This window comes from Pedobacter sp. BMA (genome assembly GCF_001027745.1).
Classification (GTDB): domain Bacteria; phylum Bacteroidota; class Bacteroidia; order Sphingobacteriales; family Sphingobacteriaceae; genus Pedobacter.
The window spans coordinates 108,547-134,852 of sequence record NZ_LECU01000010.1 but is presented as its reverse complement, the minus strand read 5'-3'; the positions used below and the strand labels follow the sequence as shown (position 1 = coordinate 134,852).

Annotated in this window: 19 protein-coding genes; 8 read left to right on the top strand and 11 right to left on the bottom strand. The window is 38.1% G+C overall.

The annotated features are described in order from the left end of the window. Positions 1-564: 564 nt before the first annotated feature. The 4 genes from AB669_RS20505 to AB669_RS20490 are packed head-to-tail and all read right to left on the bottom strand — an operon-like array spanning position 565 to position 5,634. A complete protein-coding gene (locus tag AB669_RS20505; protein WP_047801221.1) occupies positions 565-1,491 on the bottom strand; it encodes a DNA adenine methylase in 927 nt (308 codons plus the stop codon). A gap of 7 nt (positions 1,492-1,498) precedes the next feature. Then, positions 1,499-3,391 (bottom strand): DEAD/DEAH box helicase, encoded by a 1,893-nt coding sequence (locus AB669_RS20500; protein WP_047801220.1) that lies wholly within the window; start codon positions 3,389-3,391, stop codon positions 1,499-1,501. Positions 3,392-3,396: 5 nt separating this feature from the next. Next, on the bottom strand, positions 3,397-4,788 hold the full coding sequence (locus AB669_RS20495) for a hypothetical protein (protein WP_047801219.1): 1,392 nt from the start codon (positions 4,786-4,788) through the stop codon (positions 3,397-3,399). Between the two features lie 3 nt (positions 4,789-4,791). After that, positions 4,792-5,634, bottom strand: coding sequence for a 5'-methylthioadenosine/S-adenosylhomocysteine nucleosidase (locus AB669_RS20490; protein WP_197082459.1), 843 nt, complete (start codon positions 5,632-5,634; stop codon positions 4,792-4,794). 195 nt (positions 5,635-5,829) lie between these two features. Here AB669_RS20490 and AB669_RS20485 point away from each other — a divergent pair, with 195 nt between their 5' ends. The 4 genes from AB669_RS20485 (at position 5,830) to AB669_RS20470 (ending at position 12,419) form a co-directional block, all read left to right on the top strand. Next, positions 5,830-7,311, top strand: coding sequence for a metallophosphoesterase (locus AB669_RS20485; RefSeq protein ID WP_047801218.1), 1,482 nt, complete (start codon positions 5,830-5,832; stop codon positions 7,309-7,311). Further along, positions 7,304-9,631: an ATP-binding protein gene (locus tag AB669_RS20480; RefSeq protein WP_082120752.1), complete on the top strand. Its 2,328-nt coding sequence runs from the start codon at positions 7,304-7,306 to the stop codon at positions 9,629-9,631. The genes AB669_RS20485 and AB669_RS20480 overlap by 8 nt, the downstream gene beginning before the upstream one ends. Before the next feature lie 226 nt (positions 9,632-9,857). Beyond that, a complete protein-coding gene (locus AB669_RS20475; RefSeq protein WP_047801216.1) occupies positions 9,858-10,994 on the top strand; it encodes a hypothetical protein in 1,137 nt (378 codons plus the stop codon). A gap of 633 nt (positions 10,995-11,627) precedes the next feature. Further along, the gene (locus AB669_RS20470; protein WP_197082458.1) at positions 11,628-12,419 is read left to right on the top strand and encodes a hypothetical protein; all 792 of its coding nucleotides are present in this window, start codon (positions 11,628-11,630) and stop codon (positions 12,417-12,419) included. A 644-nt stretch (positions 12,420-13,063) separates the two neighbouring features. Here AB669_RS20470 and AB669_RS20460 read toward each other — a convergent pair. Beyond that, a complete protein-coding gene (locus AB669_RS20460; RefSeq protein ID WP_047801213.1) occupies positions 13,064-14,206 on the bottom strand; it encodes a site-specific integrase in 1,143 nt (380 codons plus the stop codon). Positions 14,207-14,895: 689 nt separating this feature from the next. Between AB669_RS20460 and AB669_RS20455 the strand changes: the two genes are divergently transcribed. Further along, positions 14,896-15,165 (top strand): hypothetical protein, encoded by a 270-nt coding sequence (locus AB669_RS20455; protein ID WP_047801212.1) that lies wholly within the window; start codon positions 14,896-14,898, stop codon positions 15,163-15,165. A 241-nt stretch (positions 15,166-15,406) separates the two neighbouring features. Here AB669_RS20455 and AB669_RS21685 read toward each other — a convergent pair whose 3' ends face one another. Further along, positions 15,407-16,354, bottom strand: a complete 948-nt coding sequence (locus tag AB669_RS21685; protein ID WP_053058514.1) for a hypothetical protein — start codon at positions 16,352-16,354, stop codon at positions 15,407-15,409. 354 nt (positions 16,355-16,708) lie between these two features. Between AB669_RS21685 and AB669_RS20445 the strand changes: the two genes are divergently transcribed. Beyond that, positions 16,709-17,053, top strand: a complete 345-nt coding sequence (locus AB669_RS20445) for a helix-turn-helix domain-containing protein (RefSeq protein ID WP_047801211.1) — start codon at positions 16,709-16,711, stop codon at positions 17,051-17,053. Between the two features lie 67 nt (positions 17,054-17,120). Here AB669_RS20445 and AB669_RS20440 read toward each other — a convergent pair whose 3' ends face one another. The 3 genes from AB669_RS20440 to mnmE all read right to left on the bottom strand — a co-directional run bounded on the left by AB669_RS20440 (position 17,121) and on the right by mnmE (position 20,741). After that, the gene (locus AB669_RS20440; protein ID WP_047801210.1) at positions 17,121-18,233 is read right to left on the bottom strand and encodes a site-specific integrase; all 1,113 of its coding nucleotides are present in this window, start codon (positions 18,231-18,233) and stop codon (positions 17,121-17,123) included. 57 nt (positions 18,234-18,290) lie between these two features. Next, positions 18,291-19,136 (bottom strand): helix-turn-helix domain-containing protein, encoded by an 846-nt coding sequence (locus AB669_RS21680; protein ID WP_053058513.1) that lies wholly within the window; start codon positions 19,134-19,136, stop codon positions 18,291-18,293. 246 nt (positions 19,137-19,382) lie between these two features. Then, positions 19,383-20,741: a tRNA uridine-5-carboxymethylaminomethyl(34) synthesis GTPase MnmE gene (gene mnmE / locus AB669_RS20430; RefSeq protein WP_047801209.1), complete on the bottom strand. Its 1,359-nt coding sequence runs from the start codon at positions 20,739-20,741 to the stop codon at positions 19,383-19,385. Positions 20,742-21,100: 359 nt separating this feature from the next. On the opposite strand from mnmE, the gene AB669_RS20425 reads away from it, so the two are divergent. Beyond that, on the top strand, positions 21,101-21,988 hold the full coding sequence (locus AB669_RS20425; RefSeq protein WP_197082457.1) for a hypothetical protein: 888 nt from the start codon (positions 21,101-21,103) through the stop codon (positions 21,986-21,988). Here AB669_RS20425 and AB669_RS20420 read toward each other — a convergent pair. Next, positions 21,974-24,178: a radical SAM protein gene (locus AB669_RS20420; RefSeq protein ID WP_047801207.1), complete on the bottom strand. Its 2,205-nt coding sequence runs from the start codon at positions 24,176-24,178 to the stop codon at positions 21,974-21,976. The genes AB669_RS20425 and AB669_RS20420 overlap by 15 nt on opposite strands. A 155-nt stretch (positions 24,179-24,333) precedes the next feature. On the opposite strand from AB669_RS20420, the gene AB669_RS20415 reads away from it, so the two are divergent. Continuing rightward, positions 24,334-25,050 (top strand): hypothetical protein, encoded by a 717-nt coding sequence (locus AB669_RS20415; protein ID WP_047801206.1) that lies wholly within the window; start codon positions 24,334-24,336, stop codon positions 25,048-25,050. Between the two features lie 31 nt (positions 25,051-25,081). On the opposite strand, the gene AB669_RS20410 is transcribed toward AB669_RS20415, so the two are convergent. Then, complete coding sequence (locus tag AB669_RS20410; RefSeq protein WP_047801242.1) at positions 25,082-26,272, bottom strand: aminoacetone oxidase family FAD-binding enzyme; 1,191 nt, start codon at positions 26,270-26,272, stop codon at positions 25,082-25,084. Positions 26,273-26,306 lie beyond the last annotated feature (34 nt).

The window sequence follows — 26,306 nt, the reverse complement described above, 5'->3', positions numbered from 1 at the left end:
GCGAAAACACCGCAGAAGTATTAGCGCAGAAATTCCTGCGCGCCAATTCTCCAAAAAAATAAAAAAAAATTCTCCAAAAAGAAAATTTCCGCCAGATTAAAAAAAATCCCGCAGATATTTTTGCAGAATAAAATCTGCACAGAATGTAATAAGGCGAAACCGCAGAACTATTATTAGCGGAGACTCTGCGCGCCAATTCTCCAAAAAAAAAAAAAAAATTCTCCAAAAAGAAAATTTCCGCCAGATAAAAAAAATCCCGCAGATATTTTTACAGAATAAATCTGCGCAAAATTATACAAAGAAAAAAGCCGCAAAAATCGCAACGCAGAAATTTCAACTTTCCAATTCCCCAAAAAAATATAAATTTTTCTTAAAATTTCTACCAAATTTAAATCTCATAGAGACATTCCTTTCTATATGGTTTCAAGATTATATCTAGACAGTCAAACTTTACTTTTGCATAAAGAAAATCATTGAAATGTTAAGTCAAAGTTCTCAAGATTAAAATCTATGAATAATACTATCAAATGAGAGTTTTTAATTGGTTGATCGTCAGTAACTTTATTATAATCTTTCTGGATTAACTTTTTTTTGTTTTATTTCAGCATCGGAGAAAATTAAAGGGAGTTCATTATCCGTAAGATTATTTTTAAAATGTTTATTCATCCAAAGAATCTCAGTTCGATTGTGACTATGCCCCGTAGAGCCTTTCGTTACAGTTTCAATCCTTTTTGTAGTCCAGCCCTTCTCCTCTGTTAAAATAGAATCATATATTGCATTTTCGTAACCACTAATCAAGACCATACAATCAGCTTTATCTGCCAGATTAAGCATCTCTATGTGGAATAATTCATCATTTGCATCCATATTATAGCCACTAGTTCTATCTCCGAGATAAGGTGGATCGAGATACATTAGCGTTGCGGGTCTTTTTAAAAATCTCTTCATTAACTTTCTGGCATCTTTATTTTCGATTCTTACCCGTTTTAAGCGCTCGACAACAATTTTCAATCTTTCAGGCAAATTAAACCATCGGTTGACCCTTGCCTCACAGTCATTTCTACTATATGAATCTGAATAAGAAAAACCTCCGCGTTCTTCGCCAAAAACTCCATTTATTGCCATCATCGATTGAACTAAGAAACGTCGCGCTCGTTCTACGTCTGTAAGGTTAATCATATGGATTCTTGCCAAATTCAATTCCTCTTCAGCATAAGGCGTGTAGGTGATGAGTCTAATTAGTTCTTCATGATTATTGCGCAACTGTTGAAAGAGATTTACAATTTCGTTATCAATATCGTTTATAATTTCAATAGGTGCTTTAGCCTTAGAAAGAGTTAAGGCTGCCGAACCGCAAAAAACCTCCACCCAACAATTATGCGGAGGAAGATGAGTGCACAGTTTTAATGCGATCTTGTTTTTTGACCCAAAATACCCAAATGGTGCATTTATTTTCTTAAGTTTTGGCTTTATATCTATAACGGTTTGCATCTATATATTAATTGTCTTGCAAAAATAGTCTTTTATAAGCTTCCGAGTCTTCGCCAGTTTCCCACATATCCAAAGAATATATAGGATAATCTTCTTCTATAATTTCTAGCATCTTTTTTGTTTTTATATCAATGTTAGATTTAATATCAGAATCTATTGAATCTTCATACTGTAGAAAGTAATAATTTGCTTCGATAAATTCTGAAGCGCCTACCCTATGAATTCTGTCCAGAGATTGAAGATATTGCGCACAATTATAACTTAAATCATAATAGATTGCATTATGGCAGGTTTTATGTAACGAGATTGATTCAGCACAAGCTGCTGGGTTGGCTATAAGTATATCAAGCCCACTATTGGGGTCAACAAACTCATCTCTGATTTTTTCTCTGGTTCCCTCTTTAAATGTTCCATCTTCGACAGGCGTATCTCCATATATTTTTTTACAAGGAAACCCTAATTTTTTAAATTCCGACTCAATTAAATTTATACTACCTATGAAGTTAGACCAAATTACAACCTTTAGTTTCTTTTTTCGAAGCTTTTTTACCAGGTTTACTAATTCAATAATTTTACCTGGAGTCTCAAGCTGATCATAATTTCTAATTAAGTATTTTATATCCGTTAAGTCTTTAAGCAGTTTTTCATCATAATCATCAATAGCAGAGGTCAGTAACTTAGGGTAAGAAATAGATTGTCTTAATCTGATAATCCTTCCTCTTCCAAGTTTATTGATAAAATCAACATTTTTAAAATAATCTTCTCTGGCATAATTTTTAATACGATTGAAAATCGCATCATAAATTTTACGCTCATGAACCTGCATTTTGACCAAAATCGGCTCGAAGAAATTTTGTGGTTTCAGATTTAGGTCACTTTTTCTAACACGATAAAATAGTGGCCCGATCAAATTATTGAGAATTGATCTAGCTGTCTCAGTATCTCGATTATCTTCACAAATTTTTATCCTAGTACGGTCATTAGCCTCTATTGGCCTTTCTTTGGGCCATAAAAAATCAAATAAATTAAAAATATCACTATAACTCTTTGGCATTGGTGTTCCGGTAAGCACACACCTAAATTCAGCACTAGATGATTGGTCAAGAATAGCCTGTGCCCAGCTTCCATTTAATTGCTTGATATAATGGGCTTCATCCACTACAAATAAGGCTTTTATATGTTTTTGTTTTAGAAAACCGGTCATATCATCCTTATCATATAAAGATGTATGAAAACTAGTCAAATATAATTCTGAGGAGGTCTCAGGTATATTAATGTATTTTTTTTTACGCTCCTTCTTTACTCCACCAGCCAGAACAGTACATTTTGCCTTTCTCCCTAAAGTTTCGAAAAACTCGTTTCTCCATGGGCCAAAACTTGATGGAGGGCCAACCACAAATAATGTATTTACCTTACCTTCAAGTCTCAGTTTTTCATATACTGTCAAAACAACGGTAGTTTTCCCACTCCCTGGTACAGAAAAATTAGCTGCATTACCTAATAAATAAAGATGGTAAGCAGCCTTAAGCTGATGTATTTTAAGATTTCTTTTTATACTAGCTTCAACGAACTCTTTAAATTCTTCAAAAAGGGCAACATTATATTCTCCCTGCTTATATTGTGAAGCTTCATTTTTTAGAGAGTCAAATCTTCCTTTCAAAAGGTTTACTTCTTGGGAGTAAGTTTTAGCAGTTTCGCTTAATCCATATGGAGTTTCCTCGTTCTCAAAATACCTTAATATTTTCAGGAAAACCTCCTCAATCAGTTTTCTTTCATATAACTTATGGGAATTGATATATTGAAAGCCCCAAAAAGACATCTGACTTTGCTCAATAGGGCCAAGAGTTTCAGATGCATCTTTTATGAGGATTTTATTTTCATTAATATCTATTTCTACCACTACTTTTATTTTTTAGATAACTTGTTTTTATTTTTTTTGAGATCATATATATGGTGTTCAATCTCATTTGCACGTAATTGAATAGATTTGCAAAACTTCATAGCATCATCTAGTTTATCGAGTTCGATTTTAGCAACATCAAGAGATGGGTGATTGAGCTTATCTAATGCTGTTTTCAACAGACTTAAAGGCGATTCATTCTCTTTCTTGTGTTCGAATATTTCATAAGCTTCTCTTACGTGCCAAATTAAATCCTGCCCATACTTATTTCCCCAGATAATATCTTTTGTTTTCTCATCTATTTCATTACCATCTTCGTCTTTTAACTCATTTTCAGGTAGAGTAAATTTGATGGGCAATAACTTGAAGAGCTCCTTTTTAACATTTTCTTTTTCGAATAGCTTTGTTAGATCACGCATAATTTGGTGAGCTTTTTTATTGATACCTTCGATTTCTCTTTTCCTGATTATTTTAAAGGCAACATTTTCAATTTTCCCAACCTCTTCTTCGAAGATACCGAGCTTGGTACGCTGGCGACCATCAGAAAGCTTTTTGTAGACAGTTTTATAATAATCCAAAAATGCTTGCCATCTACCCTCGCTGTCACCTCTTCCCTCAGAAATCGTATTATAATGACCAGGCCGTCCTAAATAGGAAAGGTATTTATCGATGCATTCCAAAGGCTTTATAAAATCTTCTTCAACAGATATTATCTCTTTTTTAAGTTTCGCAGGCGTTAAATCAGAATAGTTGGGATCATCTTTTAATTGTTCTTCCAAACTCATCCCCATATCAATTTTTCTTTTGATAGATAGAGCTTTATCAAAATTGTAATATTCAGCCTTACCACTTCTTTGATATTGATATCTGTTCTCTAATTGTTCAATTTCAAGTAATGTAGGCGGTGGCTCATTTTCTTCAAGACCTGGCAAAATGACAACTTTTAGGTATTTAAATTGCTCGTCTCCTTTATTGCGATTTAATAAGTTGGTTAGAACCATTTTTCTACGATTACCATTTATTAAAAAACCATCTGCGGTTATTACAGCAAAATCTTCCTGTCCTTCTTTAAGAATAGTGTTTGTTAATTCTAGAGTTGGGGTAGGATCTTTCAGCTCAAGAAATCGTTTTAAAACAGATTGGCCATAGTCAGTTGTTTCATTCAAGATGCCTTTACTATTTTCATAAGTGATAACATCTGAAGCAATTCTTCCATTGTCTTTTCTGAATCTCAATAATTCAATTGGAACCTTAAATGCCTCCCTTATTTTTTTTGAAAATTTGTCATCACGAAAAGGAATAGGATCGCTATTATTTATTTTAATTCTATTCTCTCTAATTTCTTGTGCAAACTCCTCAATTATGGGTCTCTGCTGATTTTTTGAAATCGTTGTCATCGTTTATCTTACTTTAAATTTAGATAGTACCTCAAAAGCAAAAGCACTTGCATTCGCGGCTGCAATTTCTTGATACCCCAGACCATCAGTGGTGGATTTATTGTTAAGTAAATCTGATATCCCCCTTACTATCAGAAATTGCAGATTTCCATTCGCATGGCAAGCAGTATAGAAACCACTTCCCTCCATTTCAACCGCCACAGTATCATTATAGGATGATTTTAATAATTTATAAACTTCGGATCTGGTTGAAGCGATTACTTTTTCGCCTGCAGCTATAGGCTTTGATATTACTTTTATTGATTCAGTTTGATCAGATAAATTTAATCTATTCTTCCAGTCTTGTTTCCTTGCCTCCGCTTTTGCCCTTTCAAAAATTTCATAAGAGGATTTTCCAACCTCTGGTCTGGGAAGAAAGCCTGTTTTAGAAACTTTACCTTTTTCATATCCATAAGCTTTCTCAACAGCAACTACATCTCCCAGATTTAGGTCTTTAATTCCGCCAGCAATGCCTACAAATAAAATAACTTCGGGCTCAAAAAATGTTATTGCTCTTTCAGTCTCTAGTGCACAGGTATTATTTCCAGCACCAATCTCCGCAATACCAATCTCCCAAGAATGATATTGACCATTGAATTTTCCTTGCTCGTAAACATTTCCTTTAGTATGAATTTTTTCCTGTAAATCTGCCAAATGTTTTCGCACAGCAAGATATTCCAGTGGAATTGCAGTTAGAATGACAGCGCGAGGAATTTGAGAGCTATTCAAATGAGTCGTCAGATTTAAGAAGAATGAATACCAGCCATTCCAATTTTTTAAATCTAACAAAAAATAATAAAAAGACAAATCTCATTATTATATAATTTTTCTAACAATGAATTAAGCCAGCCTTTGAATTTACCAAAAGTTTATTGATCATTAAGGGCGGAATAAGTACCAATAATGTATTTAATTGTCTATTTTCGAAAATAATAGATAGTCAAAGGAGATAAGTTTACCACGCCTTTTCAACCATTGTCATTCTTTTCAATTTAAAATGTAATGTCTGATAAACTCTCAATTTTGCACATTTCTGATCTTCACAGAAGCAGAGACTACAAAATTTCAAATAGTGCTTTGCTTTCCTCGTTGATTTCAGACAAGGATAAATACACAATTAAGGAAGCCCTAAAAATAAAGGCGCCCGACATTATAATTGTCAGTGGGGACATTATCAGGGGATCTACAAGTGAGGATTCAACGAAAGCAACTGTAGAAATCCAGCAGCAATATGAGGAAGCCGAAGATTTCCTGAATAAGCTGACCGACGATTTCTTAAACGGGGATAAAAGTAAAATCATTTTAATTCCGGGAAACCACGACATCGACTGGCAATTTTCGAAGGCAAGTATGCAGAGAGTTGAAAAGACGAACTTCATGGATGAACTGGGAAATATCAAGTGGGAAATTCATAAACAATCCACTCAATCAGATTCTCCGATGCGATGGTCCTGGAAAGCGCTATCCTTCTATAAAATTACGGATTCGGCAATGTATGAGAAAAGGCTTGCTGCTTTCGCTGAATTTTATACTCGTTTTTACGAAGGAAAAAGAACTTACAGTTTAAATCCGGAGAAACAATTTGAAATTTTTGATCTGGCAGACTACAATCTTTCCGTTGTCGCCTACAATACCTGCTATAATAACGACCATTTACGACTGGTTGGTGATATTCATCCAGACTGCATTTCTGAATCCAGCCTAATGATACGGGAACTGAGAAAGCGAGGCAGACTTATTTTGGGAACCTGGCACCACAATACCAAGGGTGGCCCAAATGATGCGAACTACATGGATAGTAGCAGACTGAAAAATTTCATTGATGCAAATATTGCTATAGGATTCCATGGCCATCAACATAAGATGGAAGTCATCAACGAATACAATGATGTTATCGAGCAAAAAAAAATAACAGTTTTTAGCGCGGGTACATTGTGCGCAGGTCCTTCTGAGCTACCTACGGGAACCAACCGCCAGTACAACATCATCGAAATTGAAACGCTTCCGAAAAAGAAAATCAAGGTTAATCTGCATGTACGGGAGAAAACAGAATCTTCCTCTTTCAATAATCCTATCTGGATACCAGGGCGTATCGATTCGACAAACTTAAGCACTTACGCATTTGAAATCCAGGATCCCAGGGAAGTTGACATCTCTACCGTTCTTTTGGACGTTGAAAGGCTGATGGGCGAGAGATCGTATGATAAAGCTAAGTCTATCTTGATGGCAATGGATACCTCAGATGATTTTGTAAGGAAATATTTGGCAGAGTGCATCAACATAACAGATGACTACGATGCCGCACTAGCCTATTTATCCGCACCTCAAACAATTCAGGAAACCATTATTGTGTTAAACGCCGCAACGGTTACTAAAAACAAATCAATGATTAAGGAAATCATCGTTCAAATCAGTGACACTAACAAAGCAGACCCTTCTGTGAAAGAAATAATCCGTAAAGCTAAACTACAGTTAAATGACTAATTCAAGTAAACTATCTTTTCAAATTGAAGTCAGGAGAGTTTTGGAAATTCTTTCTAACGAAATCTACGATTCACCGTACGCTCTGTTACGTGAAAATATCCAAAATGGTTACGACGCCATCTTAATGCGTAAACAATTGGATGTTAAAAAGTTCGAGCCTAAAATTGAAGTTCGCATTTCCGCATCTGAAATTATAATCGAAGACAATGGCATTGGGATGAACCAAGACGTGGTTAAAAACAATTTCTGGAAGGCAGGATCAAGCGGAAAAAATAATGATATTGCAAAAAAAGCCGGGGTAGTGGGCACTTTCGGAATAGGCGCAATGGCTAATTTCGGAGTTTGTAAGACCATACAAGTGCTGACGCATTATGTGGATGGTAACCAAACCATAGAAACTTTTGCAGACAGGGAGCAGCTTTCAATAACCGAAGAATGCATTGACTTTCGGATTTTTGATGAAATCCGCGAGCCAGGGACTAAAGTTACAGCTGAACTTGACAATAAAACTACTCTTACTATACCTGGAGCGATAAGTTATCTGTCGCCATACGTAAAATACCTTCAGGTACCAGTTTACATAAACGGTCAGCTTGTTAGCCAAGCAACTTATACGGACGAGGCACAGGTTAAGGAAGATAATCTGCTCCACTCTGAGCACTTAATTGTACATACTGGAGATAGGAGCGTAACGTTTGGATTGACAATAAAGATCAATAAGCAAAACCTTGTAAAAATCTTTATCGACAAGGTAATAAAGGACGGACAGGCCGTTAACGGGGACATCTCCCTTTCTCAGGGGCTTGGTGGGATTTACGGTTTAAGGAATTACTTTGGCCTTGCACCCGTACCCGTGGGAGGTAGTTTTAACTTGGGAGGAGTCGTCAACCTTTCTGTCCTCCATCCAACTGCCGGACGGGAGGCCTTGAGCAGGGAGAGTATTGATTTTGTTTCCAAGATTATTTATGCTGCCGAATACATGCTTGCTGATGTAATTTCAGATCTAGAAATGGGCGACCAGAACAGTGGTTTTTTAAGTTATATTGCCAAAACAGGTAGATATGAACTGGCAAAAAAAATCAAAATCATAGTTTACCCTGGCCAGGAACGTTGGAGTATGGAACAAATCCAGCAAACCCTACACGGAAGAAATGTGGTTTATTACGCAGGCCGTGAACAATCGACCATATTACAATTCGGCAATGAAAATACCTATCTCCTGCAAGTGAGCCAGGACAATCCCAGAAGAAAAATACAACTGGAATACCTGAAAAAACTTAACATTGAAGAAGTTCCAGACAAGGTGTTCATCATTAAAGAATACACTGTAAATGAGCTGAATATTTCCGAACTAACTCTTCTTTTAAGAATTACCAATATTTTAAATGAAGATTACCTGATTGCGGACACCAAAATTATAATTGCAGATATCAGCCATTCGGTTCCCAGTGTAGTGGAGAAAAAAAATGAGACGGTGAATATATATATTGCCCGTAATTCTGGCGCCGTTCAGCAGGTTTTGCAGATTTATACTACCGAATGGGCTTTATTTGCGAGTTTTGTTAAGGATTTCGTTAGAAACTATCTGTACCAAAAGTTTTCCCAATACGTCCCATCATCCACAAAACAGGGTGCTGATGCACTTCAACAGATTCTGATGAAAAATAAGGAGCTGTATAAATATGAGTACTCAGAAATGGGCGAAGTGGAAGCACTTTTATCTGAATTTGCTGCAGGGGAAATAGGGCTTGCAGAAGTGATCAAGAAATCTAACACGATTACGAGGAGCCAGAAGCAGTACGTCGGATACACGCAGGTTGGGTCCGTGGAGGAAGAGATACCCAGTATTGTGGGGGTTGAAGTTTTCGAGGATTTAGGTATTGACGGTTTTGCCCCCCTGCCACCGATTATAAGGCGCGAAACCACAACAGAAAAGAAATTGCTCAAGACAGACAAGTCTTACCCCAGTCTGAACAATTTTCAGCTTTTTCTGAGTCTGTCAGAAAAAATATTCAAAAGTCAGTTAAGTTTTTTTCTTGAGCCACACACAACCAAAGTCATCTGGAGTATGCATAAGATAGTTTATATTTTTACACATGCGTCAAATAAGCTATCTCTGTATTATGAAATAGAATTAAAGGAAAAACTTTCTGATGACTCAACTGGTGGTAAGGCTTTGCCAACCACCACTATTGTCACAGACAATAGAATATTTATCCCGATAACCTCAGAACTTAGCGGTTTCTTCGATCTTGCCTCTGGAACCAAAGAGTTTTTTGTGAGATACGATATTATTGCAGACTTTAGTGAAGAAGTTTAGTTCAAATTTTCTAAAACAAATGCATGAGGAAATCATATATGATTAACAATTTGTTCTTACTTGATGTCAAAAATATAACACCGGTTTTAAAAAAAAGGAATTATTGAAGCTATATGCTTTTGCCATTTGATAAGGGTAGCTTTCTTAAGGATAGGATTTTAGGTAAACCAATAATTTGATTCTCCCTAGACATATACAGATATTCGATTCATAAAACCCTAATACCATGCCTACACGTTTTAATAAACAGAGAATACAGCTTGGCTATCAATTTGAGAAAGTTTGCCAAGAAGTTTTTCTTACTCATAACTTTACTATAAAGATCAATCAATTCATTGAACAGCCAATAGAACGTGAGACCGATATCATATTTGAACGAGGTGATCTTAACGGTATCGCAGAAATAAAACTTTACAGTAGTCGAACCGTCTCGCCAAAAATGATTGAAAATGCAGTTGAGCATTTTCAGCCGTTAGTAGGCCTATATAAAATAAATTTACTCATAGTATCTTCTGCAGTTTCAAAACCTTATAAGCAACAATTGCTTGAACAATTTAGTGTTCACATTTGGGATATTACGGACTTGTTTAGACTCACGTTCAATAACCCAGACCTATATTATGAATTGGAACAGCTTTACGTGCAGGCTACGGGCGAGTCACCTGCAGAATTTATGTCGATTGAATTCGGATTTGAACTAGATGACTTGCCGATAAGAGATTTAAAAGATTTGCCTGATACTCCAAAGAAAACGCCGAGTCCTACACCAGCAATTAAAACCAAAGGCGAAGAACTATGTGAAATATTGCGGATGGTACCGTCAGGAAGAAGTGATGACGATGATAGTGACGACGACGATGCAAGTCCTGATCGGCAATATGAAAAAGCATGCATTGAAATTTTACGCTTTCTGTTTGACCGCGATCTGGCATTATGGGAAGATCAACTTACAACCGATGCGGGTATTCATCGCTTCGATCTCGTTTGCAGGATACGATCAGACCATAATTTTTGGCAGGAAATTGTAGGCGACTTTAACTCCCGTTACGTGCTATTTGAATTTAAAAATTATGTTAATAAAATTAAGCAAGGTCAAATATTCACCACTGAAAAATATTTGTTTGAGAAAGGGTATCGTATGATTGCTTTTGTTATCTCAAAAAAAGGCGCTGACAAAAATGCACTGATTGCTGCTAAAGGAGCCATGCGGGAGCAAGGGAAATTGATTGTAAATCTTACAGACAAAGATCTGTGTGAAATGTTGGCCCTCTACGAAGGTCGTGCAGAACGTCACAAAATTAGCGACCCAACTGAAATTTTGAGAGAAAAAATCGATGAGATGCTAACCAAGATGATCCGATAGTTGATAATTTAATTTTTTGATCCAAATTATCAAGCTACTGACATAAATATATTTTGCAATTTCGATCTAACAGGTTTTATGGAGCCTTTCTTACAGACACTATTTGTTCTTTGCACTTGGTCGATTTACATAACAGTGGAAATGCTTAGGAACTGTTCGCCAGGTGTACAAAAATGAGTGAATGAACTTCCCTTCGCCTTATTTAACAAGAGCATTTCAAGCATGTAAACGAGATAAAATTTCTAATTCGCTATACATATGTTCCGAAACTATATCTCCTATACTTAAAGAACAAAATGTTTTGTTTGCTTTTTAACTACATATATAAATGATATACAGAAAGTTACAAGAATAACCTCAGGTATTCGGCAAACCCAATCCATTAGATTGATTTTTCTCTGGATGGTTAGAAAGTTGCCATAAGCCCAAGTCACTTAAATCTTGGGTATTCAATAGAAAACGTTTTAAAATCTCACATTAGCTTTGTAGTCAACTATATCAGGCGCCGTCTTATCTACCGCCCCACGACAACGCACTGAATTAAAAAAATATCGTCAACAGCAGGTCTTTTGACGAAGAATTATGATTATTTTAGCTCAGTTTACTCCAAATCAAAATTTTAAATATGCTCTCATGATGGAAACTACACCGTTCAACCTTCCTAACCCAATACCTAAACAATATGTGGCTTTTATAGATGTACTTGGCTTTAGTGATCTGGTATATAAAAGCCAGCATGTCCAGTTGGAACAATATTTTCAGACTGTAACAGAAATCCTATCAGAGATGAAGCGTGAAAATCAGAAAATCCAGTCACTGAATATAAGTGACTCAATTATATTGATTACACCTGATGATCTAAACGGATTAAAAAGGCTTATAAGGGCTGTGCGAAAAATCCAACGCAAGCTAATGTTCAAAAACATTTTAATACGAGGTGCGGTATCTTATGGTGAAGCTTTTTTTGATGATGCTCATAACATCATTGTAGGAAAAGGTTACATACGCGCATACCAATTGGAAGCGGAGGCGATTTACCCAAGGGTGATCATCGATCCATCAATTATCTCCCATCTGGCAATGGATCGCACAGAACTCATGGATTCGTTGAATAAGAGCGAGCAGTTCAATTCCCATTCAAATTATATATTCCGGCACAATGCTTCGACGAACATTGAAAATGATGCCATCTTTATTGATTATGCATATGCACTGAAAGAGGAAGACACAAAAATCAGTCCTCTTATAACAACCGTTTACAACAACATTAAAAAGAATCTGTACAGCGACCAGAAGTTCTATGCAAAATACAATTGGCTACGCAATTATTTTGTTGGCTGCATAACACAAAGTCTACAACTCACCGCAGATAAATCCAGGATCAGTGTCCTAAAAGATTGGATTAGAAAATTTGAGCGGCTTTAAAATAGTGGTTGTCTCAAAAGTGGTTGTCCTTCGATAAACCACTGTTAGTTGACCCCAACTTACCAAAAACATCTTTCTTGTAACGCTTTATTTATGAGTGAGATCACAGATAATTTTGAATTCTAAATTTATGCTGTATGATTATACAGACAAAAATACCAGGAGGGTAAAAATTCAAGTCTACTTTTTTTAAGATTTCCAACGTCTTCTTGTAATTTTTTTCTAAAATCCTTTCTAATACCTCCTGGAATCCAGAAAGGTGTTCTAAGAATTCAATATTCTCTGTAGGGACCGGGAGTAGCCATGTCCAAGAAAACCTTAGGTATTTCTAGGGTAAGGGAGATTATTTTCAGTTGTGATTCATAATTTCACATCATAAGTCAAGAGAAATATTATGATAAATAAAGACAAGTCTCCAAATCTAGAAGTTAGCAATCAAGAATTTTACGATATTGTCTTAGATCTAGCCAAAAAGGTCAATGACATTCATCGCTTACACTTTTCAGAACACCTATTAAAAAAGCGGAAAAATCAGAAACAAAAGTTTCTTGCAGAAATCCTTATGACTCCTGCAAAACCTCCAAAAAACGTTAAATAGCCGGAATGGCCTTATCCGACCTCACAAATTTCAATAATTCCTTTAGTTATGTCTCCGTTTCTGACAAACTGCCATGTCTATTCGCAGAACAAATCTCGGCAAGGGTCCATCCAGCCCTGAACTTTCTGACATTGGATAGGTGTTTAAAAGAATAGAGCGTATAATTTTCATCCAGCAGCCCCGTTGCTTCCAAGCATTTCTTAAATCTGTTATAGGCATAATTTTCAGCACACATAGTTTGTGAAATGAAAGTTACCGCAGAACCAAGTAGAAAATATTCTTTATCGAATTTTTCTATGTGTAACTTATCAAGTTCAACTCTCAAGCTCACGTCAATATTTACAGGAATTGATTTTTTATTTTTTGAAACAGCACCAGGTATCGTAATTGTATTTTCTTCCAGATCAATATACTTTAACTGTAGAAACCTGAGCTCCTTTGGACGGATGCAAGTGTAGTAGATCATCCGCACAAATAGCTGGCAATATTTATCGTGCCTATCTAGCCAGTCCATGATAACCTTAAAATCCCGTTCCGTAAAAACCTGATGGGATTGCGTTGGCATTTTTTTACGCGTTTCGCAGTCAGTCACCGGATTCTCAGAAATGTATTTGTTGACCTTTAAATAACGAAAGAAATTATTGAGACCAATCCTGCAGTTATTATAAGTTACCCCTGCCCACTTTTCCTCCCTTTCCTTAAAATTCAAAAAATCCGTAATTTCAAAATCACTGATCGTATTTACCTTTTTATTTCCCCCATGGTACTTTATAAAGGAATTAACTGTTGATCGGTAAGTACTGATTGATTTTGGCCTGGTTCCTTTGGCTTTGTGGTAAGTCTCGAATAACAAAAGTGCTTCATTGAGATCAATGCCGATAAGTTCCTTTTTCAACCGTGAGTTAGCATGCTGATCTAACGGGTTCCAACCACCTTCGAGGGCGATCCGGTAAGCTTCACAGAGGCTATTAAAATTTCGAAGCTTTTCCCTTGGGTCTTTTATTCGATTAAGCATTCTGGTTACCCTGATCCGCTCCATCCGTTCCTCCGCTGCATTGTGAAAAAAGAACTCAACATACCAACTTTGTTTGGCAACCTCTTTCTCCATTGTGCTTCCGATTGGAACCCTGGTTATGACCCTTCCCTTTACTACTCGGGGAATCGTATATGGCAGTTCAGGAATTTCCATGAAGCCAAAACTAGCCTGGAGAGGAATTTTTCCCTGTGACTTACGTTCGGGATACCCAACGTTTTCCGAATTTTCCTTAGAAGAGTTTTGATTTTTTCGCCTTGCCAGACGGGATAAATTTTTTGCTCCCGGGGCGTTTACTGGCAGACTTGTGTCAGAGTTATCAAACTGAAAAGCAGTTAAGTTGCTGCTTTTCAGTGCGTTAGGTTTAACTGTGGAGAATATCGGATTAAAAACTCGCTTAAAACTTCTCCATATAATGCTTTTTGATACTCGGGGAAGGATTTTACTTTTCTCATTTCGCTATTTTTAGAGGGTTACTGGCAGACTTTTGTCACAGTTTTTACCTGTATTTTTTGTCTTCATAACAAAAATTTCGCTTTACGCGATAAGATCAAGAAGTTTGGATTTTTAAAACTCGCATCCTTTTTTCGCTGTCTCAAGATTGATCAGTTCTCACTGACCTATCAAACCATTTAACGGGTGATCAGCGATTGGATTTCCCATTCTGACACATTTTTGTTAAGTAACCATAAACCGATATTGGATTACGGTTTCCCGTATTCTTTTTAAGGGTATTTTAATGAACTTTGGATTGTAGTAGATATGAATGGGTTAACAATTCTACCAGCAATCCAATTAAAGAACCCGAGGCTTACACCCTGTGTGTAGAATTTGAAAAATCAATAATGGCAAACTTTAACCGTTCAGATTTACAAAAAAGTTATAGCTGGTCAACTGATGGAGGTGATAATCCGAAATTACGTGGCAACCCGGATAGTTCTTTATTAGATAGGACTGAAGGTTACGAAGTGTTGTACATGATACAGCGACTAATGGAGTTATGGAATCTCAAAAATGTTGCTAGTGGTCACAAAATTGAGGATAAAATACATGCTTGTCCTACTCATTTTAGATCACAAGAAAATGTACAAAACTGGATTCACCAAAACTGGTAAGTACATTAGAGGTAAGCTTTCGCTTGCCTCTAATGTTTCCCGCTAATTTTTTATCTGGATTTTTAGGGATTGTCGGAAAATTCCGTGGTTCTTTTGTGCAGGCTCCATTCCAACCCTGCCAGTGAGTAAAAGTTCAAGAATTAAAAACTCCGGTACTGGAAAAAGACCTCACTTACTTGATACAGGCAATAGCACAAGCGTATTGCGGTTCTATCCATACAAAACTGAACCTTACTGGTCTTTATCTTATTCTCTCCCTAGCCCCAACTTGCTCCTCGTACCAAAATTTCTGCGTGGTAAAGTCCAGGGGCCAATCTCGCTGTGCCTTTGCTTTTATCCTGTTATCCGGAATGCTCAGCATGTAATCATAGGCCTCAATCTGCTCGCCCAACCAGAATTCCTGTGTAGTGTAATCCTCTGGCCAATCTGTTTTTGCTTTCTCTTTCAGTTTTTCAATAATCAGTTCTTTCTCGTCCACCTGCACCGTGTTTCCCCTAGGAACAATCGGTGTAGACTGTGCTTCTCCAGGAATACTGTCAATTGTAACTTCCCTGCTCTCAGCAACAGTAGGAGAAAGATTCTTTTCCTTTCCTAGATTGGCCAAAACCAGTATAGCAAAAAATATAGTCACCGCAATCTGCCAACCTTTAGAAATCGAAGCGTTTTTCCATAAGCCATAGAGTCCTACAGGAAAGAATAAAATGCACAGCACAACAACAAGCCAGGTTTTTTCATACCATGCATATGATTTTGGAGCAAAGGGTGTCTGAGAATCCCTGAATGCTGATTCTCGATTGTATTGCACCGGGGTTGGCGGGACAGTATTATGATCTGAAGATTTCTGGTGCGATTGGGAGGACAATAGCATAGAGGTATAAGAAAGAATATCCTCAATATTCTTCCTGTTCTTGCCCATATCGAAGCCGCCACCAAACATGATTCCGGTCTTCGGTGATGAGGTAATGTGCACCCTTGTTCGATTTTCAGCAACCTCAATTAGCTGAATTGGTATATTCTCTCCCCAACTATACAGGCTGACTCCCGCCTTTACCAGAAACCTTCCCTGTAGCCTATCAGCGTTTTCTATCTTGAGCCCTTTGATCGATGGGATGGCGATGGACATGGCCTCAAAAACCCTGTGCTTTGACATTGGGAATTCACTTTCTCCGTTGTGATCTAAAAATGCCATAGTGATTTAATTAATTTAGTTTATCCAAACATAGGGGATTTTAAATCATGCATTTTACGGATTCCCGTAAAATTAGAAGATTCCTTGCCATCGAAATAACTGGGATCGTTCATCCGCAGCCTACAAAGTTTGTCACATATCCTTTATTACTCACTAAAGGTATTACTATTTCGTGTTTTCGACACTCTTTTTGGCTATGATCAACAATATCAAAAACCAATAGGTCTAAATATACATACGGAAATCAATTGTCAGTACGTACCAAATAAATCAGACGTAATCACCTTAGTCATCCCCAAACACTTTAATAAAAAGTCTTGATTTTTGAAGCAAATACCACTTAATAACCGGGTAATGGAAAATGTGAGCTTTGAAAATATGCCAGCTGTTGTAACGGAGATCCTAAAAACAGTTGAACGTCTTGAGGTGATGATAGCGAATCTTCAGAAGGTTGAAACCGATGAAACGGAATTACTAAATGTTCATGAAGCGGCGGCATTTCTAAAAATCTCCGTTCCCGCCATATATACAAAAGTCAGTCGCAGGGAGATTCCTGTTAGTAAGCCTGGCCGAAGATTATATTTTTCGAAGTCAAAACTAATAGAGTGGATAAGCGCTTCCAAATTGAAAACGCAAAACGAGATGTTAAAAGAGGCGCAACTAAAAATGAAAGGATATCGGAAACACTTTGGGAGCTAAAAAAAGCTACATGCAAGTATATGATGCAATAACCTCAAAAAATTATGTTGACTCAAACTTAATATTCTTACAATTCTAGATTAATCTTTCTGGTGGCTTCAATTTTTTTCTTATCCACAACTTTTGCGTAAATTTCTGTGGTCTTAATACTTTTATGCCCCAGCATTTTGGAAACGGTATAGATATCAGTGCCCATTTCTATTTGTAAGGTGGCATAAGTATGCCGAAAACTATGAAAGGTGATGTTTTTCTTAATGCCGGCGGTATCAAGCCATTTTTTCAAAAAATCCTTCAACTGATGATAAACTAAACCATGAAAAACCAAGGCCGAATCTTTTTTCTTCACCCCCATAAGTTCTACAGCCTGATCGGATATCGGTAATGTCTCAGCGCCTTCTGTTTTCTCCTGAAAATATTGGAGACTATATTTTCCTTTATAGCCTCTCACTTCATTCCAGCTAAGTGTCTGTACATCGGAAAACCTCAGCCCGGTTAAAGCTGAAAAGAGGCAAGCACGTTTCATTAAATCCGATTTTGCAGCGGTTTTCACCAAGACATGCAGTTCCTCGATTTCGAGTCGCTCCCGATGTGTTTCTTTGGGATCAACAGCATCAACTCTGGAATATAAATCTTCCGTAATCAAATTTCTCCTATAAACTTCTTTCAAGGCAGTTCTAAACTTTGCAAAATAGCTCACAGCGGTATTGCGGCTAATTGGGCGCCCCCTCCTGCTGATTCCCGGTCCGCTGAGCAAAAACGATTTATAATCCTCACAAAAAAACTCGTCCAAATCGCTAAATTTAAGCGTTTCTCCAGCAAAAGCCTGGAAGTATTTTACAGACATTGCCGCTTGATCGGAGAGTGAAGTCTGTTTCTTTCTATTGAATTCTTTAAAGAACTCAATAAAATCTGCATCCCGTGCATCATCTGATAGAAAACCAAACTTCCTATTCTGAACATCCAGTTGACGATTACATCTAACATGTTCTGCCAAAAGCAAAGTTTCTTTGTTATGCTTTTTGTGATAGTCATTCTTTGGCTTATCATAGATATAGAGTTTAAGATTTTCCCTTCTTATCAATTTACCGGTTTTAGGGTGCCTCAAAGGCGGATAGTAGTCCAAGTATAGAGAGTGCCTATTATCCTTCAGTGGCCGTTTGCGAATTTTTACTTTAGACATGGCTTTTAAATTTTATATAATTAATATTATTTAGAATTTAATAAGATAGTAGCTGAATCAAATCCTGCCTTCTCTTTTAAACGTTTTGTAAAGTTTATCTATTGCTTTTCTTGATAAAAGCACATTTTGGCCATCTCTTATTTTAGGCACTAATCGTCTATTGAAAATCCCATAGAGCAAAGAGCGGTCTTTTCCAAACATCTTCACACAATCTTCAATGGCGTAACATTGCGACGCTTGGAGGCCTTGTTTTGAAAGTTTTTGATTCTGCGTTCTTTCTTTGCTAAGACCAAGTTGTTTAGGCATTTTGTATTTTTTCAACAACTTACCCACTGCAACCTTTTCGAAGTAAGCTTCCTTACCTATCTTGATTTTGGGTACAGATGCACGAGCTAGAGCTGTATACAGTGCGGTTCTGCTTTTGTCAAATATCGACACCAATTCATCCATGGAATAACAATCCCCAACTTCTAAATCAGCTACATCGATTTTTTTGTCGGACTTTGCTATTGGTTCCACTGTATTAATCAGGTTACTTTTTATTCCATTATTGAAAAAAAATACCTCCAAATCTATTCTTGACACTCTTGTACTTCTTACACTGAAATTAAGCGCGTTTAATCTTCCGGAATTAATCATACCATACACAGAACGTTTAGAAACACCCAGCAAATCTGCGACCTCTTTAACATTAAGGTAATGCCGTTCAATCTGTGCAGTTTTAATTTCAGTCTGTTTTGTTATTGTATCAATATCAGCTTTTAATAGTTTAGCCTTTCTAGCCGTAGTTTTATAAAATTTACTGTTGCATGCCTTGCTGCAAAACCTGGTAACAGTCGTTTTGGCTATGAAGCTCGTAGCGCACTGATCACATATCTTTGCAATTTGAATTTTACTACTCATCCTAAATTAAGGGTCTTTAAGTATCTTTAAGTGTAAATAGGTGTCATTAAGCGCAGTTAACTCTCTACATTAAACATGTAACGCAGATGTTTGAATTACTTTTCTAAAACGTAACCAAATATGTACCAAAATTATGCAAAACATTGCTAAATAGCAAAAACTTATAAAATAAAAAAATCGCTAATTAATTAATAATTAGCGATTTAGTTATCATAACTTGTCGCAGTTATGCTTGAATTGTCCTATCTATTTCCCGATACAGAACTTCGTAAAGATATTCTCCAGTAAATCATCTGTAGTAACGGTTCCGGTGATCTCCCCAAGGTAATGTAAGGCCTGTTTAATATCCATTGCTAAGAAATCAGAAGTTACCGGATTATCTGCATTTTCCAACACTTTTTGAAGTGCATTTTCGGTTTGTTTAAGCGCTTCAACGTGGCGGATATTGGTTACCAGCGTTTCGCTGGTATTGATATGATGCAGATTAACCTGCTCCAGTAAGGTTGTTTTGAGTTCCTCTATCCCTTGCTTTTCCCGAGCTGAGATAAATACTGCATTTAGTGCTCCGTAAGCCTTCCGTTGATCGTCAGCAATGAGATCAGCTTTATTCACAATTACCAGGTATGGAATACCCAGCTGTTCCAATCCCCTTACCTGCTCTTCAATTTCCGAAACGCTTTGAGCCGCATCGGTCATAAAGATAATGAGCTTAGCCTGTTTCATCTTTTCAAGGGTTCGCTCCACGCCAAGTGCTTCGATAATATCGGCTGTATCCCGAATGCCGGCGGTATCAATAAAGCGGAACACCACCCCACCGATAGTCAGCTCATCTTCGATGGTATCACGCGTTGTACCTGCTATATCTGAGACGATTGCACGCTCCTCGTTCAACAAAGCATTCAACAAAGTAGATTTACCAACGTTGGGCTTTCCGGCAATTACAATAGGTACACCATTTTTGATGACGTTGCCCATTTCAAATGAAGAAATCAACCGGCGCAGCACATGATTAATTTTGATCACTAAGTTTTTCAATTGATCACGGTTTGCGAACTCAACGTCCTCTTCTGCGAAATCAAGTTCGAGTTCAATCATGGAGGCAAAATGAATCAGCTGCTCCCGAAGGGTTTTCAACTCGTTAGCAAAGCCACCACGCATTTGCTGCATAGCCACATCGTGCGATGCTTTTGAATTGGAAGCAATTAGATCAGCTACCGCTTCAGCCTGACTCAAATCAAAGGCACCATTTAAAAAAGCCCTCAAAGTAAATTCTCCGGGTTTTGCTGCACGGGCGCCTTTACTGATTAACAAACTAATAATTTGCTGGATAATGTAATTGGAGCCATGACAGGAGATCTCAACTACGTTTTCTTTGGTATACGACTTTGGCGCAACAAATAATCCGGCAACAACCTCATCAACAATATGTTCACCATCTTTAACTAAACCAAAGTGTAAAGTGTGACTGGCCTGAACCGACAAGTCTTTACCTGCGAAAACACTGTTGGTTAAAGTAATGGCGTCCGGTCCCGACAAGCGGATGACTCCTATAGCACCCGATCCTTGCGGAGTTGACAATGCAACAATGGTATCTTGATTATTCATGCGATCTAAAACGTCAAAAATACAGCTTATCGGATGATTTAACGTGAAGCAAAAGTAATTTTTTATCACACACGATCGGGCATGCGCCTAAGCAGACTTTAGAACAAATATCCCGGCCTTAATATCGGATTTAAGCACAACGAAAAAAGGGCAATCGTCTGAATGATCGCCCTTATCTAAATTAACCGCTCTCAACCACTGGGGTTGCTGCAAGGTGCTCAAGCCTTACGATGTAAAGGTAGTTGCACATTATGAACATTTGATGAAGATACTAATCGCACTTATTATCAGCACGTTCTACGCGTTTAGACAGCATATATAGCTAAATGTTGAATTTAAGATCAGGCAAAACATACTCAATGCAGGTTTTTCTAATTAATTTAGGCAATTATTTGATACAGATGCATTCATATCCGCTAACAGATTCCGATATTGATAACTTTCGCAACACACTTTCAGCGCCCGCAAAGCCCGGAACATTGTTATTGCTGGAATTGAAAACATTATACTCCCGACTGGCACTTAATGATGAAGCGCTGATCAGCAAGCAGTATCAATATGATATCGACCGCTTAAAACAGAGCTATGATAAAGAAAAGCAAATTTGTCAGGATAGATTTACCTCTCTTCGGAAACAGTTTAAGCAAATAGATGCCCGTATTAATTCTGTTGAGCAAAAACTAAGTCACGGCATTCCAGAAGATTTAATGCTGATGGATAAGCTGATTGCTGAACAGGAATCAATAGTTGCAGAACAGGAGAAATTGAACGAAGCCGAAACAGAATTATCTGATTACGTGAGTTCAATAGATGTAAAGCATGGTAAAACCTTATCTAAACTGGAGCACGACAAGGAAGAAAAGTTACTTGAGCTGCAATCGCTGCGCCGGCACGACTTCGAAGAGATTACAGATTACGAAAAAGGCCTCCATTTAAAAACACGCCTTGCCGCACTCATTCCGATATTGGTGATTCCATTGATCATTGATTTTTTAACACTGAAAATGGGCATCCCATTATTAAAACCGCAGGAAGTTTCACACAGTATCCTGGCGCACTACCCCTTTTTCATCGCACTGATACTGACACAGTTTCTGGTAATGGAACCTTTCAATGCTAAAGTACACGACTATTTTACCAGAGATTATGCTAGGAAGTCGTTTCAAAAACTCGAAAATTTATATGAAGATCATGCGAGCCAGATGAAGTCAGTGAATGCCAACCTTTCCAGCTTAAAGCACCAGTAAGCCTGATTCCCGCAGTGTGTTGATGGGTTTGGCATACCAGAACAACTCAAAGTTTTCCATTACAGTTTCAAAGGCTGCTTTCACTTCTGCGAAAGTATACACTTTGTCCTTAGAAATATGAATTTTATCAAGAATTGCGGTCAGCCACTCGCCCTCCTCTTTGCTGGTCTGAATGGTGAAACTTTCACGTTTATCATGGAAAGTTAATGATGCCATTTCCCAGGTATTCCCTTTTTTGGACTTGGTAAAAAATTCTGCATCGGGTTGTCCCCCTATCCAGACTACTTTTGCCGTAGGCTTAGTGTTAAACTGATTTTCATCATTTAATGCGCGTTCAATAAAATCACGAGGAATTTTAGTTCTTGGTATTTTAAAATCGAACCAATCCTGCAACTCATAATCGAAACAAATGCCATGCATGAAGTTGAACAGGGATTTTTTCAGTCCAAAGCTGAATTTATTATGGTCGATACCCGTTTTATCGATATAGTTAATATCGTTGTTAGCGAAAGTTCCAATCTGCTCGGTTTCTTTCACTACCCCGAACCTTTCAGGATACATGCCAACGGGACTGTGAGCCGTCATGGCAAACTGATGCCAGAAGCCCGACTGTAAAATACCGGCTTCAAACAGCTGCCTGACCATTTCTAAACTATCTATTGTTTCCTGTATGGTTTGCGTAGGATAGCCATACATCAGGTAGGCATGCACCATAACACCTGCTGCAGTAAAATTTCGGGTAACCCTTGCAACCTGTTCAACGGTAACGCCTTTATCAATGAGCTTAAGCAAGCGATCAGAAGCCACTTCCAGTCCGCCGGAAACCGCTATACAGCCTGATGCTTTTAGAAGCAGACACAGATCTGCCGTGAAGCTTTTTTCAAAACGAATATTCGTCCACCAGGTTACGGCCAGTTTCCTCCTGATAATTTCCAGGGCTACTTCACGCATTAAAGCCGGAGGTGCCGCTTCATCCACAAAGTGAAAACCGTTCTGTCCGGTTTTAGCATAAAGGTCTTCCATGCGGTCGACAATCTGTTTGGCTTGTACTGGCTCATAGACTTTTATATAGTCCAGAGAAATATCACAAAAAGTACATTTACCCCAGTAGCATCCATGCGCCATGGTAAGCTTATTCCACCGGCCATCGCTCCACATGCGGTGCATAGGGTTCACAATTTCGATAACCGATATATAGCTATCAAGCAAAAGATCAGAATAATCTGGGGTCCCTACATCAGCCTGCTTGTAGTCCTTCCTGAACGAATCATTTTTGTATACCACTCCCCCGTTCTCCAGTAAAAAAGTCCGTTTATACATCATCATTTCGGAAGGTATGGTTCCCTGGATGTTCTGGATCAGTAAGTCGAGCGGCAATTCACCATCGTCCAGGGTGATGTAGTCAAAGAACTCAAAAACCCGTTTATCAGATAAAGACCTGAGCTCGGTATTAGGAAAGCCCCCGCCCATTGAAACTTTAATGTCCGGATAATTCTCTTTCACCCATTGTGCACAGCGAAAAGCACTATACAGATTGCCGGGGAATGGCACAGAAATAAGAAATAATTTCGGCTGAATATTTTCGATTTTAGCCCTTAATATGCCAATGAGGATATGATCGATATAGGTTGGCGCCTGCTGCAGCGCGTGGTACAACTCATCAAAAGAGTTGGCACTTCTGCCCAGGCGTTCAGCATAGCGGCTGAATCCAAAATTATCATCAATACATTCTACAATATAGTCGGAGATATCTTCGAGGTATAGTGTTGCCAGGTGCTTGGCTTTATCCTGGGTGCCCATAGCACCAAAAGCCCAGTCTAATTCTTCAAGCTGAGCAAAACGTGATGCCTGAGGCAGAAAATCATCCCCACAAATCTGCAATGCAAGCGTTGGATTTTTTCCCTGAAGGAAAGAAATTACAGCATCTATGGTTTTAAGGTATTCTTCCCGCAAGGCAAATATGCGTTTAGCGTTTGCACTTTTAGTTTGCTGATTACTTTGTATTGAATATTCAAATAAATCAGTAAGTCCTTTTTTTGAAAAAAGCTCCAGAATCACTTCGATACCCAGATCGGCCTGTGTACAGGAAATGTTCCTGGTATTCAGGAACCCTTTGATATACGCCGTTGCCGGATAGGGAGTATTCAGTTGTGTAAAAGGCGGCGTAATGGCAAAGATTTCTGTTTTCAAAAGGAAATGGTTTTAATGCAAAAGTAAGGGAATTTTAACACATATTTAACCATTCGTATGTAAGCTTCATGCCATGATAACCTCCAATTAAAAACGATACAAACTAAATTCCAATTCGAAACGTTCTAAAAAGACATCAACACCTTTTTCCCTGAATGAAGATTTGCTATTCCGTTTTGCTGATGCTAACTGTGCAGGTATGTGCGGCACAGAAAACTTTTCTGTTTCCGAAAATAAAGCAAGAGGGCAACTCCCTTGAGCAGCTCACTCCTTCCAACTGGACAATTATCGAAACAGCCAATGGCGATCTGAATAACGACGGAGTAAATGATCTGGCTGTAATTTTTGAATCAACGAAAACCATAGATGAGAACCGGACTTATGGCGATAACAATTCGGATATAATCAAAGAAACGCAGAAGCCTCGCATTTTAGCTATCTTTTTTAAAGTTGCTTCGTCGAACAGTTACCGTTTGGCTACACAAAACAATGATTTTATCCTGCGTGAAAAGGAAGGCGGTAAACTAGGTGATCCGCTCACTCAAATGAACATTAAAGAAGGACAGCTTTATCTGCGTTTTAAAGGTGGTGCAGAATGGCGCTGGGAAATGGGTTATACTTTTAAGTTTGAAAATAATGACTGGTTTTTAACCAGTGCCATCAACCTATACTTTAACCAGAACACTGGCGACATGACGGAAAGGGTTTACGATTTCAAAACCCGTGAGCTGTTTACAACTGTTGGCAACCTCCATAGAAGAGACGTAGCCAACAGAAAAACCAGTGAAGTGCTGTATTTTTCGCAACTGCGAACGTTTAAAACTTTCAAAAAACCCTGGGCATGGGAAATTATGCCGGATGTATATCTGTGATATATTGTCTTGGGATTGAGTGAAATTTCAATTATAAATGTTGTGCAATCACAAATCCACTTGCCCAGGCCCATTGAAAGTTATACCCACCTAACCATCCGGTAACATCAAGGCATTCTCCTCCGAAAAATAAATTGGGAATCTTTTTGCTTTCGAGCGTTTTAGAGGATACTTCATTGGTGTCGATGCCCCCGCGCATCACTTCGGCCTTGTCATACCCCTTATCGCCTGCTGGCTTCACTTTAAAATAGTGGATGGTGTTTTCTATTAAATCGATCTCACTTTTGGTTAGGGCAGCTACAGGTTTACTTAAGGGCAGAAACTTGCCCAGCGCATCGGTAAACTTCCGGGTATAGAAACGGTTCAACAAATTGGATAGAAGTGTTTTCCCGTTGGTTCTTCGCTCTTCATCTAACAGGGCTACAATATCCTGATGAGGTAACAGGTTAATATTAATGGCTTCCCCCCTTCTCCAGAAAGAAGAAATCTGCAGGATTGCCGGTCCGCTTAAACCCCAGTGGGTGAACAAAATGTTTTCTTCGAAAGAAATTTCCTCATTACTAACTTCACAGAAAACCGAGTTTCCCGAAAGTTGTGCAAACCAATCCTCATCTTTTCCGGTAATGGTTAGTGGCACCAGTGCCGGTGCAGTCTCTACAATCTTTAAGCTGTGTTTACGGGCAAAACGCAGGGCAAAATCTGTGGCACCCATTTTCGGAATCGGTAATCCGCCCGTAGCAATTACCAGCTTTTCGGCAGTCAGTACTGTTTTTTTTCCTTTTCGTTCATAGGTTACCTGAAAGCCCTGCTCCATAAACGCTATGTCTTTTACATCTGCATCGCACCGGATTTCCTGACCAAAATCTTCACATATAGTGGTGAATACCTGCACAATATCCTTTGCATTTTTCCCTTCAGGAAATAGTTGTCCCAATGTTTTTTCAGCTCCCTGAATACCATACGTTTCGAAAAAACCAATCGTATCATCTACTGTCCATTGCGTAAAGGCAGATTTGATGAAATGTGGATTAGCTGAGATGAATTGCTCAGCAGATGCATATTGGTTGGTGTAGTTACAGCGTCCGCCACCTGATATCAGAATTTTGGCACCGGGTTTTTCATTCCTTTCCAGCAGGATAACCTTCTTCCCCAGATAGCCTGCCTGTACAGCACACATTAACCCGCAGGCACCTGCACCAATAATTATTGCATCAGCATTCATCAATAAAACTTTTTTATGGTTACTTTTGCACAAA